The sequence below is a fragment of the Amycolatopsis sp. cmx-11-32 genome (assembly GCF_047608695.1).
Lineage (GTDB): Bacteria > Actinomycetota > Actinomycetes > Mycobacteriales > Pseudonocardiaceae > Amycolatopsis.
On record NZ_JADNQN010000005.1, the window covers coordinates 1 to 18256 of the forward strand.

At 69.6% G+C, this 18256-nt stretch carries 19 protein-coding genes and 1 pseudogene; 7 read left to right on the plus strand and 13 right to left on the minus strand.

Annotated features, from left to right (window positions below; all coding sequences use genetic code 11):
• From ACM6LR_RS16060 to ACM6LR_RS16070, 3 genes and pseudogenes are all read right to left on the minus strand, one after another.
• Positions 1-190 (minus strand): annotated as a pseudogene (locus ACM6LR_RS16060) (lipoyl synthase); the annotation flags it as partial.
• Between the two features lie 37 nt (positions 191-227).
• Positions 228-1184, minus strand: coding sequence for an oxidoreductase (locus ACM6LR_RS16065; RefSeq protein WP_414937980.1), 957 nt, complete (start codon positions 1182-1184; stop codon positions 228-230).
• 43 nt (positions 1185-1227) lie between these two features.
• Complete coding sequence (locus tag ACM6LR_RS16070) at positions 1228-1758, minus strand: hypothetical protein (protein WP_414937981.1); 531 nt, start codon at positions 1756-1758, stop codon at positions 1228-1230.
• 132 nt (positions 1759-1890) lie between these two features.
• Here ACM6LR_RS16070 and ACM6LR_RS16075 point away from each other — a divergent pair, with 132 nt between their 5' ends.
• Together ACM6LR_RS16075 and ACM6LR_RS16080 are read left to right on the plus strand one after the other, a co-directional pair.
• Entirely contained in the window at positions 1891-2508 is a 618-nt protein-coding gene (locus ACM6LR_RS16075) for a TetR/AcrR family transcriptional regulator (protein ID WP_093938700.1), read from the plus strand.
• A gap of 25 nt (positions 2509-2533) precedes the next feature.
• Complete coding sequence (locus ACM6LR_RS16080) at positions 2534-3469, plus strand: LLM class F420-dependent oxidoreductase (RefSeq protein ID WP_414937982.1); 936 nt, start codon at positions 2534-2536, stop codon at positions 3467-3469.
• Positions 3470-3550: 81 nt separating this feature from the next.
• Here ACM6LR_RS16080 and lipB read toward each other — a convergent pair whose 3' ends face one another.
• From lipB to lpdA, 7 genes are all read right to left on the minus strand, one after another.
• Complete coding sequence (gene lipB, locus ACM6LR_RS16085) at positions 3551-4294, minus strand: lipoyl(octanoyl) transferase LipB (protein WP_414937983.1); 744 nt, start codon at positions 4292-4294, stop codon at positions 3551-3553.
• A 10-nt stretch (positions 4295-4304) separates the two neighbouring features.
• Positions 4305-4919 (minus strand): phosphatase PAP2 family protein, encoded by a 615-nt coding sequence (locus tag ACM6LR_RS16090; RefSeq protein WP_414937984.1) that lies wholly within the window; start codon positions 4917-4919, stop codon positions 4305-4307.
• On the minus strand, positions 4916-5800 hold the full coding sequence (locus ACM6LR_RS16095; RefSeq protein ID WP_414937985.1) for a TIGR01777 family oxidoreductase: 885 nt from the start codon (positions 5798-5800) through the stop codon (positions 4916-4918). Before ACM6LR_RS16095 ends, ACM6LR_RS16090 begins: the two co-directional genes overlap by 4 nt.
• A 37-nt stretch (positions 5801-5837) precedes the next feature.
• Positions 5838-6305, minus strand: coding sequence for an ArsR/SmtB family transcription factor (locus ACM6LR_RS16100; protein ID WP_414937986.1), 468 nt, complete (start codon positions 6303-6305; stop codon positions 5838-5840).
• A 21-nt stretch (positions 6306-6326) separates the two neighbouring features.
• Complete coding sequence (locus tag ACM6LR_RS16105; RefSeq protein WP_414937987.1) at positions 6327-7427, minus strand: serine hydrolase; 1101 nt, start codon at positions 7425-7427, stop codon at positions 6327-6329.
• A gap of 195 nt (positions 7428-7622) precedes the next feature.
• Entirely contained in the window at positions 7623-9401 is a 1779-nt protein-coding gene (sucB, locus tag ACM6LR_RS16110; RefSeq protein ID WP_414944043.1) for a 2-oxoglutarate dehydrogenase, E2 component, dihydrolipoamide succinyltransferase, read from the minus strand.
• 56 nt (positions 9402-9457) lie between these two features.
• A complete protein-coding gene (gene lpdA / locus ACM6LR_RS16115; RefSeq protein WP_414937989.1) occupies positions 9458-10831 on the minus strand; it encodes a dihydrolipoyl dehydrogenase in 1374 nt (457 codons plus the stop codon).
• 183 nt (positions 10832-11014) lie between these two features.
• Here lpdA and ACM6LR_RS16120 point away from each other — a divergent pair, with 183 nt between their 5' ends.
• Complete coding sequence (locus ACM6LR_RS16120) at positions 11015-11359, plus strand: oxidoreductase (protein ID WP_414938556.1); 345 nt, start codon at positions 11015-11017, stop codon at positions 11357-11359.
• Positions 11360-11445: 86 nt separating this feature from the next.
• Here the strand turns inward: ACM6LR_RS16120 and ACM6LR_RS16125 are convergent, their stop codons facing one another.
• The gene (locus ACM6LR_RS16125; RefSeq protein WP_414937990.1) at positions 11446-12429 is read right to left on the minus strand and encodes an SMI1/KNR4 family protein; all 984 of its coding nucleotides are present in this window, start codon (positions 12427-12429) and stop codon (positions 11446-11448) included.
• Between the two features lie 356 nt (positions 12430-12785).
• On the opposite strand from ACM6LR_RS16125, the gene ACM6LR_RS16130 reads away from it, so the two are divergent.
• The gene (locus tag ACM6LR_RS16130) at positions 12786-12992 is read left to right on the plus strand and encodes a hypothetical protein (protein WP_414937991.1); all 207 of its coding nucleotides are present in this window, start codon (positions 12786-12788) and stop codon (positions 12990-12992) included.
• 519 nt (positions 12993-13511) lie between these two features.
• Here the strand turns inward: ACM6LR_RS16130 and ACM6LR_RS16135 are convergent.
• Positions 13512-15014 (minus strand): leucyl aminopeptidase, encoded by a 1503-nt coding sequence (locus ACM6LR_RS16135; protein ID WP_414937992.1) that lies wholly within the window; start codon positions 15012-15014, stop codon positions 13512-13514.
• 133 nt (positions 15015-15147) lie between these two features.
• On the opposite strand from ACM6LR_RS16135, the gene ACM6LR_RS16140 reads away from it, so the two are divergent.
• Both ACM6LR_RS16140 and ACM6LR_RS16145 read left to right on the plus strand, forming a co-directional pair.
• Positions 15148-16002 carry a hypothetical protein gene (locus ACM6LR_RS16140; protein ID WP_414937993.1) on the plus strand — a complete coding sequence of 285 codons (855 nt, stop codon included), beginning with the start codon at positions 15148-15150 and terminating at the stop codon, positions 16000-16002.
• Positions 15995-16621 carry a DUF402 domain-containing protein gene (locus ACM6LR_RS16145; protein WP_414937994.1) on the plus strand — a complete coding sequence of 209 codons (627 nt, stop codon included), beginning with the start codon at positions 15995-15997 and terminating at the stop codon, positions 16619-16621. Before ACM6LR_RS16140 ends, ACM6LR_RS16145 begins: the two co-directional genes overlap by 8 nt.
• Here ACM6LR_RS16145 and ACM6LR_RS16150 read toward each other — a convergent pair.
• Positions 16618-16929: a hypothetical protein gene (locus ACM6LR_RS16150; protein ID WP_414937995.1), complete on the minus strand. Its 312-nt coding sequence runs from the start codon at positions 16927-16929 to the stop codon at positions 16618-16620. The two genes, ACM6LR_RS16145 and ACM6LR_RS16150, sit on opposite strands and share 4 nt — an antisense overlap.
• Before the next feature lie 118 nt (positions 16930-17047).
• Here ACM6LR_RS16150 and ACM6LR_RS16155 point away from each other — a divergent pair, with 118 nt between their 5' ends.
• Positions 17048-18151, plus strand: a complete 1104-nt coding sequence (locus tag ACM6LR_RS16155; RefSeq protein ID WP_414937996.1) for a branched-chain amino acid aminotransferase — start codon at positions 17048-17050, stop codon at positions 18149-18151.
• The last annotated feature ends 105 nt before the right edge of the window (positions 18152-18256 follow it).

Here is an 18256-nt window from a genome sequence, read left to right on the forward strand (position 1 = left end):
AAATATTGGGACAACCAGCCTCCTCACACACAGTGTGAAGACCCTCACGCCTGACCAGGCCCTTAAGCTCGGTGAACTCCGGCCCCATCCGCGCACGCGTCTTGATCCACGAAGGCTTCTTCTCGATGGGAGTCTGGGAATTCCGGACCTCGAGCCGCAACAGCTTGCGGCCATCTGGGGCAGCACTCACACCGTCACCCTACGCCCGCCGTAGTAGTGGTCGCCGCTCACGCGGGGTCGGGGGTGACGCCCGTCAACTTGGTGGTCACGTCCCACAACGCGGCGCCGAGCGATTCGCTCCTCGCGGCGGGCAGGGGCCGCACCTTGACCGGGTCGCCGCGTAATCCGCCGAGGCCGTGGGGGCCGATGTAGTCGCCGCCCACCACCTCGGGAGCGGTCGCGGCGAACAGTTGAGGGAGCGTGCCCTTGCGGGCGTTCTGCGCGATCAGCACCTCGCCGACCCGGTTGCCCGCGCCGACGAGCGCGCGCACCACCGGGTTGCGGTAGGAGCGGGCCATCCCCGAACCGAGTCCGGTCCAGGTGTAGCCGGGGTGGGCCGCCACACTGACGACGCCGTCGCCCGTGGCGCGGAGCCTGCGGTCGAGTTCGAGCGCGAACACCTGGTTGGACAGCTTCGACTGACCGTAGGCCGCGCCCGGGTTGTACATGCGCCGCTCGAAGTTCGGGTCCGCGACGTCGATACGCGCGCCCGTCGCCGCGACGCTCGACACGGTCACCACGCGGGCACCCGCGCCCTCGCGCAGCGACGGCATCAGCAGCCAGGTCAGCACGGCGTGCCCGAGGTGGTTCGTGCCGAACTGGGTCTCGAAGCCGTCCTTGGTGTGGCCGCGCGGTGTCGCCATCACACCCGCGTTGTTGATCAAAAGATCGAGCTTGCCGCCCGACAGCTCCTGGACCTTCTTCGTGGCTTCACGTACCGAGTCGAGGTCGGCCAGGTCCAGGCGGACGAGTTCGGGTGCGTCCCCGGTCGCGGCCGCGCGCACCTGCTCCAGCGCCTTGGCCCCGCGTTCCGGCGACCGGCAGCCGAGCAGCACGCGGGCCCCCTTGCTCGCGAGCACTTCGGCCGTTCGCAGTCCCAGCCCCGAGTTGGCCCCGGTGACGAACGCGGCCCGGCCGGTTTGATCCGGGATGTCGGCCTCGGTCCAGCGCGTGCGAGCAGCCATGTCGGTCACCTAACTACATCGTCGCCTGCCCCGCCACGCGGGATCACGCGCTCGGCGCGAGCAATCGGAGCAGGTGGCCCATCGGGTTGCGGCGGCGAGCGGGCTTCGCGTGCCGTCCGTGCCGGAGCAAGGCGGCGAAGGCGCTGCCGACCTTGGTGATCTCCGCCGTCGGTTCCTTGCCGTCGGCCAGTCCCGCCGTCAGCGCGAGAGTGCGTAGTTCGGCTTCGTGGGACGGGATCAGCGCGGGGCACCGTTCGAGGGCCGCGTCGAGGACGGCGCGGAGGGTCTCGTGTTCGGCTGTGGCGCTGTTCCAGGCGCGGGTGACGGCCTCGACCCTGTCGAGCGCGAAATCCTGATCGGCGTAGTCCGGATCGGTCATCTCGGCGCGAAGGTGGCCGGCGAACACCTGGTTCCACTTGTACCGAAGCGCGACCAGAAGCTCTTCTTCGGTCGCGAAGTATTTGGTGGCCCCCGGGATTTCGTCGAGTGACAGGGGGCCGGCCGGGTGGTGACCCGCCTGGCGCAGAGCGGCTTCGAGGATGTCGCGCCGCTGGTAGAAGTCGTTCCAGCTCATGATGTGGGCTCCCCTCCGCGGCCCGGTTCATACCGCAGGTTTGCGGCATACTCCCGGTACGGACCTGACAGCAGCCAACATACCATGAGTATGGAGTGGGGTCGGCGGCGTAAAGTTGTGAAGGTGGCGACAATGAGGTCAAGGCGGCTGGACTATTCCGAGTCCACCCGGTCGGCACTCGTCGAGAGTGCCGTGGAGCTGTTCACCAAACGCGGGTACGCGGGCACTTCTCTCGACGAGATCGCCAAGCGGGCCAGGGTGACGAAGGGCGCGCTCTACCACCATTTCAGTGGGAAGCAGGCGCTGTTCGAGGCCGCCTTCGACACGGTCGAGAGCCAGGTGTTCGACCGGCTCGAAAAGATCATGAACGGCCCGGATTCGCCATGGGAGCGGGCGCTCGCCGGGCTGCGTGGATTCCTGCAGAGCTGCCTCGACCCGGCGTACCAGCGCATCGCGATCCACGAGGCGCCGGTCGTGATGGGCTGGGAGCGCTGGCGCGAGGCCGAGGAACGGTGCAGTTTCGGCCTGGTCCGCACCGGGATCCAGTCGCTCATCGAGGTCGGCGAGGTCGACGACGTCCCGGTGGACGTCACCGCTCGGCTGCTGTTCGGCGCGTTGTCGAGCGCCGCGATCGAGATCGCTTCTTCACCGGAGCCGAAGAAGGTGAGCGCCCAGGTCGAGGAGGTCCTGGTGCGGCTGCTCGTCGGATTCCGCCGCGTTCCGCCCGCTGAGCACGGGAAGGCGAGCTGACGGACCCGTCGTTAGGCTGGCGTTCGTGGACCTCAGGATCTTTACCGAGCCCCAGCAAGGGGCCAGCTACGAAGACCTGCTCCGGGTGGCCAAGGCCACCGAGGACGCGGGTTACGACGCCTTCTTCCGCAGCGATCACTACCTGAAGATGGGTTCGGCTTCCGGCCTGCCGGGGCCGACCGACGCATGGATCACCCTCGCGGGTCTCGCCCGTGAGACCAGCCGTGTGCGGCTGGGCACCCTCGTCACCGCCGCCACCTTCCGGCATCCGTCGGTGCTCGCGATCTCGGTCGCGCAGGTGGACCAGATGTCCGGCGGCCGCGTCGAACTCGGCCTCGGATCCGGCTGGTACGACGACGAGCACACCGCGTACGGCCTCGACCTCCCGCCGATCAAGGAGCGTTTCGACCGCTACGCCGAGCAGCTCGCGGTGGTCACCGGGCTGTGGGAGACGCCGGAAGGCGAGACGTTCTCCTTCGATGGCGAGCATTACAAGCTCGTCGACTCACCTGGCCTGCCGAAGCCGGCCCAGCGGCCACGGCCGCCGGTGATCATCGGCGGGGGCGGCAAGAAGCGGACCCCGGCGCTCGCCGCGCGCTACGCCGACGAGTTCAACCTGCCGTTCGTGGGGCCGGAGTTCGCCGTCGAGCAGTTCGGCCGCGTCGACGACGCCGCACGCGAGATCGGCCGCGACCCCAAGGAGATCATCCGTTCGGCCGCGCTCGTCGTCGCCGTGGGCCGTGACGACGCCGAGGTCGCAAAGCGCGCTTCGGTGATCGGGCGTGAGGTCTCCGAGCTGCGTGAGAACGGGCTCGCGGGGACACCGTCGGAGGTCGTCGAGGAGATCGGGAACTGGCGGGAGAAGACCGGCATCACCCGGCTCTACCTGCAGTTGCTGGACCTCTCGGATCTGGACCAGGTCGAGCTGGTCGCTTCCGAGGTCGCTCCTCAGCTGGACTGAGGTGGGGGCTGAAGGGGACTTTCCCCGCGTCTCATGCGGGGAAAGCGCCCTTCACCGCGTCCTATGCGGAGAAAGTCCCCTTCAGCTCTGCAAGGCGAAAGTGACACCAGGGGCGGCGGGTGCCTCGGGGCGCGGCAGCCAGCGCTCGTCGCTCACCGGGAGGTCGCCCTCCAACGCCGCGAGGACGGCTTCGCGCGCCATCGGCAGCACCGACGCCACGGTGACCTCACGGTCGAGTTCGTACGAGAGCGACGTCACGCCCGCGTCCCGGATGCCACACGGGACGATCTTGTCGAAGGCGCCGAGGTCGGGATCGCAGTTCAGCTCGAAACCGTGCATGGTCACGCCGCGCTGCACGCGGATCCCGATCGCGGCGATCTTCCGCTCGACCCCGCGGTCGTCGGCCGGGATCCAGACCCCGCTGCGGCCTTCGACCCGGCCGGTGTGCACGCCGAGCTGATCGCAGACGGTGATCAGGGCCTCTTCGAGACGCCGGACGTAGTGCACGACGTCGATCGGGTCGGCGAGTTTGATGATCGGGTAGCCGACCAGCTGGCCGGGCCCGTGCCAGGTGATCTTGCCGCCGCGGTCGACGTCGAGCACCGGGGTGCCGTCGGTCGGCCGGTCCTCGGCTTCGGTGCGCTTGCCCGCGGTGTACACCGACGGGTGCTCCAGCAGCAGCATGGTGTCGGGGCCTTCGCCGTCGGCACGGGCTGTCACGTGCCGACGCTGGATTTCCCAGGCTTCGGTGTAGTCGATCGTCCCGATCTCGCGGACGTCGACGGGCTCGGTGGCGGCGCGGCATGACGTGGTCGAAGAGCTCACATCCGCGACACTACGCCGGGTCCCGTGGCCGGGGCAGCAGACCCAGCGCGGTCGACGAGATCAGGCCGACACCGCCCACGGCGAGTACGGATCCCGCTGTGTCGGTCAGCCAATGCACACCCAGCACGACGCGGCAGAGCGCGCCGATCACCGTCGCCGCGACGGCGATCATGATGGCAAGGCGCACCAGGCGCGGGCGGGTCCACGCGCACAGCAGGACGGCGACGAATCCGGTGCAGGCGACGGCGACGACATGCCCGCTCGGGTAACTCAGATCGGGGAATTCGCGGGGTCGTTCCCGGTAGAACAGCGGTTTGGCGATCAGGCTGGTCAGACGGCACAGCATCAGGACGACGGCCAGCTTGACGCACAACACGGTCAGCTGACGGCGGCGCCAGGCGATCACCACCAGCAACGCGCCCAGCGCGAACGGCAGGACCGGGCCGAGGACGTTCGTGATCAGGTCGGCCACCTGTCCGGCGGGCCGGGTGTACTCCCCGCGGAGCGCGTCGGCGAGGGCGACGTCCACCGGCGGCGGCCGGTCGTCGACGAACAGCCCGAGGGTGACGAAGCCGATCAGCAGAAGGGCTCCGGCGAGGAGGTGGAGGCCGCGCCGCAAGGTCATGTCGCGGCGGCCAGCGCGTCCTCGAGGGTCGGGTGGCGGAAGGCGTACCCCGCCTCCTCCAGCGCTTTGGGCATCGCGCGCTGCCCGAACAGCGCCATCTCTTCGGCGGCTTGGCCGAGAACGATCTTCATGGCGAACCCGGGGACCTGCCAGATCGCCGGGCGGTGGACGGCGCGGCCGAGTGCCCTCGTGAACGCGGCGTTCGTGGCGGGTTGCGGCCCACTGAGGTTCACCGGGCCGGACAAGGACTCGTTCTCCAGCGCGAAGAGGATCGCGCCGACCTCGTCGTCGAGCGAGATCCACGGCATGTACTGCTTGCCGTCGCCGAGCTTCCCGCCGAGCCCCAGGCGGAACAGCGGACGCAGCACGTCGAGAAGTCCACCCTTACGGGCGAGCACCAGCCCGGTGCGGATCCGCACGACACGGGCGCCGGCGGTGGCCGCGGTGTCGGTGGCGCCTTCCCACGCCGTGCAGAGTTCGGCGAGGAAACCGCGGCCGACCGGACTCGATTCGTCCACAAGGGACGGTCCGGGATCGCCGTAGTAACCGACCGCGGAAGCGTTCACCAGCACCGGGATCCCGTGTTCGGCGACCGCATCGGCGAGGACCTCGGTCGGTTCGACCCGGCTGTCGAGCAGTACCTGCTTGCGGGCCGCGCTCCAGCGTCCAGGCAGTAGCGGCGCACCCGCCAGGTTCACCACCGCGTCGACGCCGTCGAGCGCGCCATCGGCGATTTCGCCCGCCGGGGGATCCCAGCGGCGTTCGTCGGCGGCCCGTTCCTCCCGGCGCACAAGGCGGATCACCTCGTGCCCTGACGCGCGGAGCCGCTTGGCCAGGGAGGTGCCGATCAGTCCGCTCGCACCCGCGATCAGAACTCGCATGATCCGATCGTGTCCTATCCGCGATCCGGTCGCACGCTCAGGTCGGCAGTTGGCCGGCGACGTCCGACGCGGCGGTGAGCAGCACCAGCACCGGGATCGTCGCGGCGGGACGGAGGCGATAGCTGCCCCGCTTGTCCTGCTCGACGATCCCGGCGCCGGTCAGCGCCTTGAGGTGGTGGTAGAGCTGGCCGGGGGAGCCGAGTTCGGCGGCCTCCTGCAAGGCGGGCGCGGACTGGGCGCCCTTGGCGGCCAGCGTCCGCACGAGTGCCACCCGTGCGGTGCTGGACAGGGCCGCGAGCACCTCGACCCGCGGCCCGTCGGCCAGCGCCAGCATCGGTCCCGGCGCGACGTTGATCCCCCAGCGCAGTTCGATGGGATCGGTGAGCTCGCCGCGATACCCGACCAGACCCCCAGGACCGGCCGGCGGTGAGGCCTGGCTCTGTTCTTCGAGCGCGGCGACCCGTTCCTCGAGGGCGGCTATCCGGTCGGCGAGCTCAGCGTTCATACCGGTTATCTATACCGTCGGCTAGCCGAGCGCACGCTGCAGGGCGGTGAACTTCGCCGGGTCGGCCAGCGCCGCGATCAGGGCGTCGACGAGCGGTGACGCGTTCGCCACGTCCTGGTCGCTCACGCCGGTGAGCAGGACGGCCGCCGTGCCCGAACGTCCGCCAGGCCACCGTACGGAGAGACCGAGCGTCAGCGAACGTGGAAGGTTCCCGCCCTTGAAGAGCACTTCGCTCGCTCCAGCCGGTACACGGTCCGAGAGTGGCAGAGCGAGAATCTCGCGGGCGAGCGCGCCTCCCGGCCGATAGCGGCCTGACGCCAGACTGCGGTGGAGTGCGAACAGGTCCGACGCCGAACCCTGGCCGTGGCCCTTGGTCCACGCCCACTGCACTTCGGGGGGCCACGGTTTGTCCGGGACCCGGTTGAACGCTTGTTCGCGGAACGCGGGATCGGCCACGAATCGGTGCGCCACCGCGTCGCCCATCGCCCGCCGGACCGCGGCCGGGCTCCCTGGCGGAGGCGCGTACTCCGGCATGATCAGCATCAGGATCTCGCCGCCAAGTGATCGGGTGTCGGGCCTGATCCAGCCACCCCGCGCGGCCGCGAACTGGAGGGCGGGATCGCCGAGCCGGGTGCGGAGATAGTCGGTCGCGGCGTTGTCGCTGAAGAAGATCATCGCTTCGGGAATCCTGGACAGCGGGACGCGCTGCTCGGCGTCCTTGGCGATGCCGTAGTCGTCGCAGGGGATTCCCAGCCAGTTGAGCGCCTGGAAGTGCGCGCGGCCGTCGCCGACGAAGGGGTGGTGGGCGTCCCAGTCGCCCACTCGGATCTGTTCCTTCGGGTCGAGCCTGCCCTCGGCGACCGCGGTGGCGTACGCGCTGAGATGCAGGACCTTGATCGACGAAGCCATGACCCGGCGTACGTCCGCGTTGCGCGCGGCGCGGCGGCCCGCGCCGTCGTCGATCAGGACGGAGACGTCGTGCCGGTGCGCGGTGATCCAGTCGAGCCAGCCCTGTTGGGTCGACGTGTCCGGCGTGGTCGTGGTCGCGCTCGCGGTCCCCGGCAGCAGCAACGCCGCCGATCCGGCCGCGGCCCCCGCCAGCAGATGGCGTCTGGTCAGCATGGTGGATACCCTCCCTCTCGTTTTCCGTAATTCCGGAATACTAGAGTTCTGGGTGGCTGTCAAACCCCGCAACTAGTCCTCTAGTTGCGGTAGTTGTCGTGCGCAAGTACCGCAACTAGAGGACTAAACGCGGGGGAAGGAGAAGGCCCCCGCCCCGCCGAAGCGGGACGAGGGCCTTCACGGGCTACTGGAGGATCAGAGACCGAGTTCGTCCTCGAAGTTGCCCTCTTCCAGACGCTGCTTGATCGTCGTGACGAAGCGGCCCGCGTCGGCCCCGTCCACCAGGCGGTGGTCGTAGGTCAGCGGCAGGAACGCCATCGACCGGACGGCGATCGTGTCGTTGCCGTCGGCGTCCGCGATCACGACCGGGCGCTTCACGACCGCGCCGGTACCGAGCATGCCGGACTGGGGCTGCACGATGATCGGCGTGTCGAACAGGGCGCCGTTGGAGCCGATGTTCGTGATCGTGAAGGTGCCGCCCGACAGCTCGTCCGGCTTGATCTGGCCCGAACGCGCGCGGCCCGCCAGGTCGGCGATGCGGTGCGCGAGACCGGCGAGGCTGAGCTCACCCGCGTCGTGGATGACCACCGACAGCAGACCCTTTTCGGTGTCCACCGCGATCCCCAGGTGCACCGCACCGTGGTAGGTGATCTCCTTCGTGTCCTCGTTGTAGGACGCGTTGACGTTCGGGTGCTGCTTGAGCGCCTCGACGGTGGCCTTCGCGAAGAACGGCAGGAACGTCAGGTTGACGCCCTCGCGCTCCTTGAAGGCCGCCTTCGCCCGCGTGCGGAGCTTGGCGATCTTCGTGACGTCCACCTCGTGGACCTGCGTGAGCTGCGCGGAAATCTGCAGCGACTCGCGGGTCTTCACGGCGGTGATCTGCCGGATCCGGCTGGCCTTCTGCACGGTGCCGCGCAGAGCCGCGAGCTCCGACGAGACCGCGGCCTTCCGCGGAGCCGACGGCGCCGTGGCGGCCGGGGCAGCGGCGGCGGGCTGTGCGGCGGGAGCCGGGGCTTCCTGCTTCTGCTTGGCCTCGGCGGCCGCGAGCACGTCCTGCTTGCGGATACGGCCACCGACACCGCTGCCGGTCAGCGACGACAGGTCGATGCCGTTCTCCGAAGCGAGCTTGCGGACCAGCGGCGTCACGTACGGCCCGCTGTCCGAACCGTTGTCGCTGCTCGCCGCGGCCGGCTTCGGCTGCTCGGCGGGCTTCGGCGCGGGAGCGGCCTCGGCCTTGGGCTCGGGCTTCGGTTCCGGCTTGGGCTCCGGCTTCGGCTCGGGCTTCGGTTCCGGCTCCGGTTCCGGCTTCGGCTTGGCCTCCTGCTTGGGGGCCTCGGCCTTCGGGGCAGGGGCGGAACCGGCCGCGCCGATCACCGCGAGCACGCCGCCGACCTCGACGGTCTCGTCCTCACCGGCACGGATCTCCAGGACGGTGCCTGCGACCGGGGACGGGACCTCGGTGTCGACCTTGTCCGTGGAGATCTCGAGCAGCGGCTCGTCGACCTCGACGCTCTCGCCGACCTGCTTGAGCCACCGGGTGACGGTGCCCTCGGTGACGCTCTCGCCCAGCTCGGGCAGCTTCACCTCGGTGCCTTCGCCGCCCGAAGCCGGCGCGGTGTCCGGCTGGGACGGTGCGGAGGCCTGCTCCTGCGCGGCCTCCGGCTCCGGCTCGGGTTCCGGCTGCGCCTCTTCGGCGGCAGGCTCGGCGGAACCGGAGGACTCCGGCACCCCGCCGGTCCCGTCGTCGATGACGGCGAGCTCGCCGCCGACCTCGACGGTCTCGTCTTCCTGCGCGCTGATCTTCACGACCTTGCCTGCGACCGGGGACGGGACCTCGGTGTCGACCTTGTCCGTGGAGATCTCGAGCAACGGCTCGTCGACCTCGACGGTGTCGCCCTCTTGCTTCAACCACCGGGTGACGGTGCCCTCGGTGACGCTCTCACCGAGCTCCGGCAACGTGACGGAGTAGGCCATCGTTCGCTGACTCCCTTGATATGTCTTGCTTGGTCTGGTTCTTCGACGGTGAGACGTCAGCTGTGGACGTGCAGCGGCTTGCCCGCCAGGGCGAGGAACGCTTCACCGAGGGCCTCGGTCTGGGTAGGGTGCGCGTGGATGAGCGGGGCAACGTCCTCGGGGAACGCCTCCCAGCTGTAGATCAGCTGCGCTTCGCCGATCAGCTCGCCGACGCGGTCGCCCACCATGTGCACGCCCACGACCGGCCCTTCCGGGGCCTTGATCAGCTTGACCCCACCGGAGGTCTTGAGGATCTGGCTCTTGCCGTTGCCTCCGAGGTCGTAGGTGAAGGTGGTGACGTCGGAGCCGTACTTCTCCTTCGCCTGCGATTCGGTGAGACCGACCGAAGCGACCTCGGGGTGCGAGTAGGTGACGCGCGGGATGCCGCTCTCGTCGATCACGCGCGGCTCCTGGCCGGCGATCTCCTCGGCGACGAAGATGCCCTGCTGGAACCCGCGGTGCGCGAGCTGCAGTCCAGGGACGATGTCGCCGACGGCGTAGACGTTCGGCAGGTTGGTGCGCAGGCGGTCGTCGGTGAGGACGAAGCCGCGCTCCATCTTGACCCCGGCCTCCTCGTACCCGTGCCCGGCCGAGTTCGGGCCGCGGCCGACGGCGACCAGCAGCAGGTCGGCCTCGAGTGTCTCGCCGGACTCCAGCGACACGCTGACGCCGTTGTCGTCCTGCTTGGCGCCGGTGAACCGGACACCGGTCTTGAAGGCGATCTTGCGGCGGCGGAAAGCGCGCTCGAGCTGCTTGGACGCGTACTCGTCCTCGTTCGGGACCAGGCGGGGCAGCGCCTCCACGATGGTGACGTCGACGCCGAAGGACGCCCAGACGGACGCGAATTCGACACCGATGACACCCCCGCCGAGGACGACGACCTTCTTGGGGATGTAGTCCAGCGAAAGGGCCTGCTCGCTCGCGATGACGCGGCCGCCCAGCTCCAGGCCGGGCAGCGTCTTCGAGTACGAGCCGGTGGCGAGGATGACGTTCTTGCCCGTGTAGCGGGTGCCGTCGACCTCGACGGTCGTGCCGCCGACGAACGTCCCGGTGCCCTCGACGAGGTTCACCTTGTGCGCCTTGGCCAGGCCCTGCAGGCCCTTGTACAGGCGGGAGACGATCCCGTCCTTGTACTTGTTGACCCCGGCGATGTCGATGCCTTCCAGCACGGCCTTGACGCCGAAGGTCTCGGCGTCGCGGGTCTCGTCGGCGACCTCCGCCGCGTGCAGGAGGGCCTTGGTCGGGATGCAGCCTCGGTGGAGGCACGTCCCGCCAAGCTTGTCCTTTTCGATCAGGGTGACGGAAAGGCCCAGCTCGGCCGCGCGGAACGCGGCGGCGTAGCCGCCCGATCCGCCACCCAGGATCACAAGGTCGGCGGAGGTGTCGGTCACTTCAATAGCTCCTCGGCAAGCGGTAGGGGTGGTGCTCTGGCGCCGCTTCGCGGCGGTATACGCGCGCGCGGACACTTGCCATCTTGTCACTACGCGCGGCGGGCTTGCGACCTAGCCGGGTATGCGACGGCGAGCACACGCCCCGGTCGGGATAATGGACGCTGGACGCGAGTGGGAAGTGAGGTGGTCGGAGTGGGTCTGTTCGACTCGCTGCGCCGGCGCTCTAAAGGCGGGCAAAAACCCGGTACGCTGCGGAAAGCCTCTTCAAACGACTTCAAGCACCTTGAAGAGTGGGCTGCTTCACGGACGGGTGTCGAGGCCTATGTGGAGCCCAAGACCAACGTCACGGAGACCACAGTCGTCCTCATCGCACACGATGGTGAGTGGACCCGGCGTAGGGTCGAGAGCTTCGACGCGGCGCAGCAGTTCGGTCGCAAACGGTCGATCCCCGTCTACGAGGTGGCGCGGGTCGGCTACCCGAAGCGGATGCGGGAGTACACCGAGCGGAAGAAGCGCGGGGAAGTCTGACCGGTACCGCGGACACTCGGCCAGTCGCCCCACTAGCCCCCACCAGTCACAACGATGGCGCGCCGGAACGCGGAGCCGCCCCGGCCTCAGGCGGATTGCGCCAGCAGGAGTAGATGCCGCTCCAGCAGCGCCCGGAACGTCGGATGCACCGTCGTGCCCAGCGCGGGGTCGATCTCGACCGTCCGCCACTGCTCGCCGGCGGCGGTGAGCAGTGCCACGGCGGGCTCGGCGATCACGACGACGCCGCCTTCCGCGCGCAGTTCCGCCGTCCCGAGCAAGCGCGGGAAGACGACGTCGGCGGGTAGGCCGTCGCAGGTCTGCAGGAACTCTCTGTAGTCAGGAGGTAGCTGGATCCCGAGCCGTGCTTCGGTCGCGTCGATGTTCCGGGCCGACGCCGCCGGGGGCGCGGCGCCGGCGCCGCGAAGCCGGAGGATGCCCGTGATCATCTCGCGCCACGAACCGGTGTCCGGCGGGTAGCGCTTGTACAGCGCCGCGACCAGTGCTCCGGCGCACAGCCCTGTCCACTCGCCGAGTCCGAGCGGGTCGGCACCCGCGACCAGGCGCGGCGCGAGCCGTCGGGTCGCGGCGAGGACGGCGACGTCCGGGCGGACCTGCCGCGAGGCGATCTCCGCCCAGGCGTCGAGGTCACCTTGTGTGACGGCCTCGCGCAATCGATCCGGGCGCGTCGGCCCGAGATGGGAAACGGCCTCGCCGATCGGGGAGCCGCCGAGCAGACCGTCGAGATCGGACACCCGCCGGGCGAGGTACTCGTCGTGCGCACGTTCCTCGGCGTCGAGGTCTAGCGGAGTCATCGCCGCCGCCCAGTCCGGTCGCGCGCCGCGTGCTTCGAAGAGCATCGCCCACGCGCGGGCGGGCACGGCACCGGTGACGAGCGCGGTGACGGGACGTTCGGTGAGCGCGTGCCAATGCGTGATCAGCCGGTCGGCTTCCGCGAACGCGCCGGAGGCGGCGAACACCAACGCCGCTCGCCCGATCCGGTCGTCGAGCGTCGCGTCGTCACCACTGAGCACATCACTGATCGCGCCTTCCAAATACGCGTCCTTGTCCACGGAACCGACCTTGCCACACCGGGTTCCGCCCGGCGCGCTGCCTCATGGGGCAGTTCTTCGGGCCACGCGGTGCGAGGGGAGACTTCGTATGGGTGACAGCACCAGATAGTGGACACTCGCCGGCGGAATGCAGGTCTTGGCCAAACGGGGAATCAGCGTCGACGGCGCGGGCAGTCTGGGTTGTATCGCGGAACCTTGGACGGCGAGAAAGAAGTTCTCCTCTCCTGCCGCAACACCTTCTCTCATCCGGTGGGCAAGGTCCCGCGTACGACGGATCCGAAGGTCGATCTGCTCTGTGACGCCGGGATCGCGGAGATCTCCGGAAATCCGTCGGTACCCCAGGTACTCTGTGGGCGGTGCCTCCGGCGGAGCAGGCGGAAGGGACCGACCTCGACGACCGGATCCTCGGCGTCGTCATCGAGAAGGCGCGGCCGCGCACGGACGTCCTTTACGGTAAGGGTTCCCCGCAAGATCAGCTTCTTCGAGCTGCCCCGCTCATCGGTTCCCTGTGCTCGCTGCTGACGACGGCCCGGCCGCTGCGACCGACGACGCCGTGTCGCTGAGCCGGGAACGGCGGACCGCGGTGTTCAGCGGCTGGGGTGAGCTTTCGCTGTGGCGGGGCGATGTTTCGCCGCCGTCGCCGAGGTGACCGCCCGGATGAACCGCGCGCTCACCACCGCGAACGCGCTCCTGAACCAGTACGCCGAGCTGCCATCGTCCACATCGGACGCCTACGCAGCGACGACTAACCGCCTGACCCGCAGAACTCGACTTTGCCGGGACCCTGACTCTCAAAGTAGGGAAGGAGGCGTTCGGAGTCGAGACCGTGTGGATTCTGGGACGTTGGATGTCCCAAAATCCACACGGCCCTCCCCGCCGTAGGTAGCCGGGCGGCAGGGCTGGGTGGGAATGGGGACACTCAACGTCCCTATTTCCACACAGCTCCGCACCCCGATGTCACCAAGTCTCTCAAGGAGGCCTTCACGGACTTGTGAACAAGGGCAACCGGTAGCCCATCGGGTAGTTCGGACTCGATATTGTCCTTTGTGGACGGTAAGGGATGTGCTGGCCGAAAGTGACCGTCAGCCGTTGGCGGCGATGTCCGCGAGGACCGCGGCGATGGTGCGGACCGGGACACCGGTGCCACCCTTGCCGGTGTAACCCCATACCCCGGCGGTGTTGAACGACGGGCCCGCGATGTCGATATGCGCCCAGGGCAGTCCGTCGGCGACGAACTCGCGCAGGAAGACGCCCGCGGCGAGCATGCCGCCCCAGCGGTGACCGGTGACGTTGGCCAGGTCGGCCAGGCGCGAGTCGAGGTCGGCGCGCAGTTCCTCCGGCAGCGGCATGGCCCAGCCGCCCTCACCGGTCGCCTGCGCGATCGAAGCGACCCGGTCACGGAACTCGTCCGAGCCCATGACACCCGCGGTGCGGTTGCCCAGCGCGACGACCTGCGCGCCGGTCAGCGTCGAGGTCTCGATCAGGTAGTCGGGGTTCTCCTCGCCCGCGCGCACGATCGCGTCGGCCAGCACGAGGCGGCCTTCGGCGTCGGTGTTGAGCACCTCGACGGTCTTGCCGCCGTACATGCTGAGCACGTCACCCGGCCGGTAAGCGGTGGACGAGGGCAGGTTCTCCGCCAGCGGGATGTGCGCGACGACCTCGAGCGGGTACTTCAGCTTCGCGGCCAGCACCACGGAGGCGAGCACGGCGGCCGCGCCCGACATGTCCGAGGTCATGTGGTCCATGTTCGCGGCGGGTTTGATCGAGATGCCGCCCGAGTCGAAGGTGATGCCCTTGCCGACCAGCGCGACCTTCCTCGACGCCTTCGCCGGCTTGTAGGCGAGACGCAGCAGGCGCGGCTGGCGCGAGGAACCGCCGCCGACGCCGAGGATGCCGCCGAAGCCCTTGCGCTTGAGCGCTTTCTCGTCGAGGACCTCGAACTCGAGGTTGTTGGCCTCGGCCAGGGTCTTCGCGCGGTCGGCGAAGGAGGCCGGGAACAGGTCGTTCGGCGGGGTGTTGATCAGGTCGCGGGCGATGATCACCGACTCCGCGATCAGGGTGGCGGCCTTCAGTGTCGCCTTGTGGTCCTTGGCGGTGCCTTCTTCGGGGCTCACGAAGTCCACCTTGGCGACCGGGCCGTCGCCCTTCTCGGAGCGGTACTCGGTGAAGGAGTACGCGCCGAGCGCGGTGCCCTCGACGGCGGCCTGCAGGTCGATCGCCGACAGCGTGACGAACGCGCGCTCGGTCCCGCTCAGCGCCCGCGCGGCGGCACCGGCGCCCCGGCGGACCTGCTCGGCGGTGACGCCGTCCGCGCCGGCCTTGCCGAGGCCGACGGCCAGCACGACACCGGCGGACAGCTTGCCCAGCGTCGGGACCTTGACCACCTCGTCGGCCTTGCCGGACGCGCCGAGAGTGCCGAGGACGTCGGCGAGCTTGCCGTCGAAGGCGGCGTCGGCAACGGAGGAGCCGGCGGCGAGCGCCAAACCGTCCTCGCCCTGCAGGGTGCCGATGACGACGACGTCGGCGCGCGTCTTGGCAAGCGCCGCTTCGGCGTTCTCGGTCAGGGCAAGCTTCGGCACGGTCACTTCTGGCTCCTCGCGCGTTCGCGGTGGTACCGGGCGGCCGCCCGGTTGGATCGTGAGCCATGCTAATGACAGTGGGACCTGGGGTAACAGTGGGGCCGACGGGGTCACTCGGTGCAGGAGGAAGGGAGACGGCGTGCGGCTGGCTGGCGGCCTGCTCATCGCGCTCGCAGTGGGCACCTCCGGAGCGGACTATTGGGTACTTCTCGCCGCCGTGGTCGCGGCCGTGCTCGCCGTCGCGGCGGAGGCACTGCTGCCGCCGGTGGGGGACACCCGACTCGAGCGGATCGCGGGCTCCGTTTCGAAGTCGGGTCTGGTCTTGGTCTTCGCGACGACGTTCGGGCAGTATCTCTTCCCGTCCGCGCCGGGAGTCGCCGCCGCGGTGTTCGCCGTCGTGGTCGCCGTCGCCGACCTGGCCGGGGTCCGCCTCGGTGACTACGCCGCCCGCTGGGTCACCGGCCTGCTGCTGGCCGCGGCCGCGTCCCTGATCGCGATCTGCGTCGGCATCCCGCCCTTGGCGCAGTTCATCGCGCCGGACCCGCCGCCCGTTCCCGGTCTCGGCCTCGCCGTGCTGGTACTGCTGCCGTTCCTGCTGCCCCGTCGTCCCGGCGCGGGCCGCGCCGCCGCGGCGGGCGCCGTGGCGGTGGCGATCATCGCCGTCGCCCTCTACCAGCTGGGGCCGATCCGGCTGGGTCTTTCGGCGACGTCGTTCCGCGAACTCCTCGCCGCGGCGGACGCCGTCTCGCTGGTGCCGGTGCTGTCCGTGGTGGTCGCCGTGGCGACCGTGCCGGTCGCGGTGGACGCCTTCACCGAAGGCAGGGAGCGGCTTTCCCCGGAACGTCCGAAGGCGACACTCGCTTGTGGACTGATCGTGGCCGTCGCCGCCGGGTTCGCTGGGCCGGTCGTGGCCCTCGGGCTCGCGGGAGTGGGAACGCTCGCCGAACTGGTACTGCGGGTCCGCGCCCGTCGGTACCGTGCAAGGCGTGCGTGATCCCTTCTGGACCCCGGGTGACACGGTCGTCGAACGGTTCCTGCGACCGGACGGCTCGATCGGCCAGCATCACCCGCTGCGCGTCATCGCCGACGACGGCACCGTGCTGCTCGGCTGGCTTCCCGCGGACACCCCGATCGTCGGCAGCAGGCTCGCCGACGGGCGGCTCTTCCGTGAGGCGCCGCTCGCGGAGCGGTTCCGGGTGCCGCGGGTGCGCGTGCCCGACCTCTGGCGCGACACCTCGACGCTGCGCCGGATCGCCGACGACGAATGGTCGTCGGTCTGGTGGTTCTTCGACGCCGACGGCCACTTCATGAACTGGTACGTCAACCTCGAGGTGCCGCTGGGGCGCACGGCGTCCGGACCGGACCGGATCGACGGCATCCTCGACGTCGCCGTCGAGCCCGGCGGACGCTGGCAGTGGAAGGACGAGGACGAGGCCGAAGAGGCCGTCCTCGCCGGCCGCATCACGGCAGGGCAGCTCGAGCGGCTGCGCGCCGAGGGTGAACGGATCGGGGCACTCGCGGACGCCGGGCGGTTCCCCTTCGACGGGACGTGGACCGACTTCCGGCCGGATCCGGGCTGGCCTGCCCCGGGGTTGCCGGGAGGGCTGCTCTAGCTCACGAGGAGGAGCAGCAGCAGCGTCAGCGCGATGTTGATCACCGCGAGGATGACCACCGACTTAGTGGACAGCTCACGCGGGAACACCTTGCCTTGGATGCTTCGCCACCAGTAGATGCCGAAACCGCCGGCGACCAGACCGAGGAACGCGCCGAACCCGCTGTCCAGCAGGGCCCAGCCGTCCATCATCAGTACGCCGGTGCCGAAGGTCAGCAGCACCGCCGTCGCGAACGTCTTGATGTCGGGCCCCGCGCCGGGGGTGGCCGACTTGGCCGGGTGGGCGGGCTGCATCGGGTTTAACGTCACGCCGCCCATCTTAGGGGCGCGCGCCACCGCGTGGTCGTCCCGACAGACAGATCGCGGGAGGTGAAGATATGCGGACGTCCGACTAACGTGGGTCCGACCAAGCGTTATCGTCTTAGGCATGACGACCTCGACGCAGTTCACCCACCTCCCGCACCCGAGCCCCGCGAGCCCGGAACGCGTCGCGGACGTATTGGCCGCACCCGGTTTCGGGCTGCACTTCACCGACCACATGGTGACCGTGAAATGGAGCGCCGAGCAGGGCTGGCACGACGCGACCGTCGGGCCGTACGCGCCCTTGACGCTCGACCCGGCGACCTCCGTGCTGCACTACGGTCAGGCGATCTTCGAAGGCCTCAAAGCGTACCGCCAGCCGGACGGGACGTTCGCCGCGTTCCGACCCGACGCGAACGCGATCCGGTTCCGGAACTCGGCCGAGCGGCTGGCCATGCCGCAGCTGCCGGTGGAGGTGTTCCTCGACTCGATCCGCGAGCTCATCGCGGTCGACTCGCGCTGGATCCCGACGAAGCCCGGCGAGTCGCTGTACCTGCGGCCCTTCATGATCTCCACCGAAGCCGGGCTCGGCGTCAACCGGCCCGCGAACGAGTACCTCTACGCGCTGATCGGCTCGCCCGCCGGCTCGTACTTCTCCGGCGGCGTGAAGCCGGTGAGTGTGTGGCTCTCGACCGAGTATGTGCGCGCGGTCCCCGGTGGCACCGGCGAGGCGAAGTGCGCCGGCAACTACGCGGCGTCGTTCGTGGCGCAGGCGCAGGCCGTCGAGAAGGGCTGCGACCAGGTCGTGTGGCTCGACGCCGTCGAGCGGCGCTGGGTCGAGGAGATGGGCGGGATGAACCTGTTCTTCGTCTTCGGCTCCGGTGACGAGGCCCGCGTCGTGACCCCGGAACTGACCGGTTCGCTGCTGCCGGGCGTGACCCGCAAGTCGCTGCTGGAGCTGGCGAAGTCGTTCGGACACCAGGTCGAGGAGCGGCGCATCTCCACCGACGAGTGGGAGAAGGCGGCGGCTTCGGGCGAGCTGACCGAGGTGTTCGCCTGCGGGACCGCGGCGGTCATCACGCCGGTCGGGCACGTGAAGCACGCGGGCGGCGAGTTCTCCGTCGCGGGCGGGCAGCCCGGTGAGCTGACGATGAAGCTGCGCGGCGCGCTGACCGGGATTCAGGAGGGCACCCGGCCCGCTCCGGAAGGCTGGATGTACCCGCTGGGCTGAGCCCTGTGCTCGGCATCGCTCCCATGGTCAGGCTGACGCGCGTGTGATGAACGGGACTTTCAGTGCAAAATTCGCCATGAAAGTCCCGTTCATCACACGTCGGGG

Coding starts and splice junctions, on each gene's coding strand:
- ACM6LR_RS16100 (WP_414937986.1), bottom strand. CDS start 6,305: ATGAACGCTGAGCTCGCCGACCGGATAGCCGCCCTCGAGGAACGGGTC.
- ACM6LR_RS16075 (WP_093938700.1), top strand. CDS start 1,891: ATGAGGTCAAGGCGGCTGGACTATTCCGAGTCCACCCGGTCGGCACTC.
- ACM6LR_RS16155 (WP_414937996.1), top strand. CDS start 17,048: ATGACGACCTCGACGCAGTTCACCCACCTCCCGCACCCGAGCCCCGCG.
- sucB (WP_414944043.1), bottom strand. CDS start 9,401: ATGGCCTACTCCGTCACGTTGCCGGAGCTCGGTGAGAGCGTCACCGAG.
- ACM6LR_RS16095 (WP_414937985.1), bottom strand. CDS start 5,800: ATGCGAGTTCTGATCGCGGGTGCGAGCGGACTGATCGGCACCTCCCTG.
- ACM6LR_RS16065 (WP_414937980.1), bottom strand. CDS start 1,184: ATGGCTGCTCGCACGCGCTGGACCGAGGCCGACATCCCGGATCAAACC.
- ACM6LR_RS16070 (WP_414937981.1), bottom strand. CDS start 1,758: ATGAGCTGGAACGACTTCTACCAGCGGCGCGACATCCTCGAAGCCGCT.
- ACM6LR_RS16090 (WP_414937984.1), bottom strand. CDS start 4,919: ATGACCTTGCGGCGCGGCCTCCACCTCCTCGCCGGAGCCCTTCTGCTG.
- ACM6LR_RS16105 (WP_414937987.1), bottom strand. CDS start 7,427: ATGCTGACCAGACGCCATCTGCTGGCGGGGGCCGCGGCCGGATCGGCG.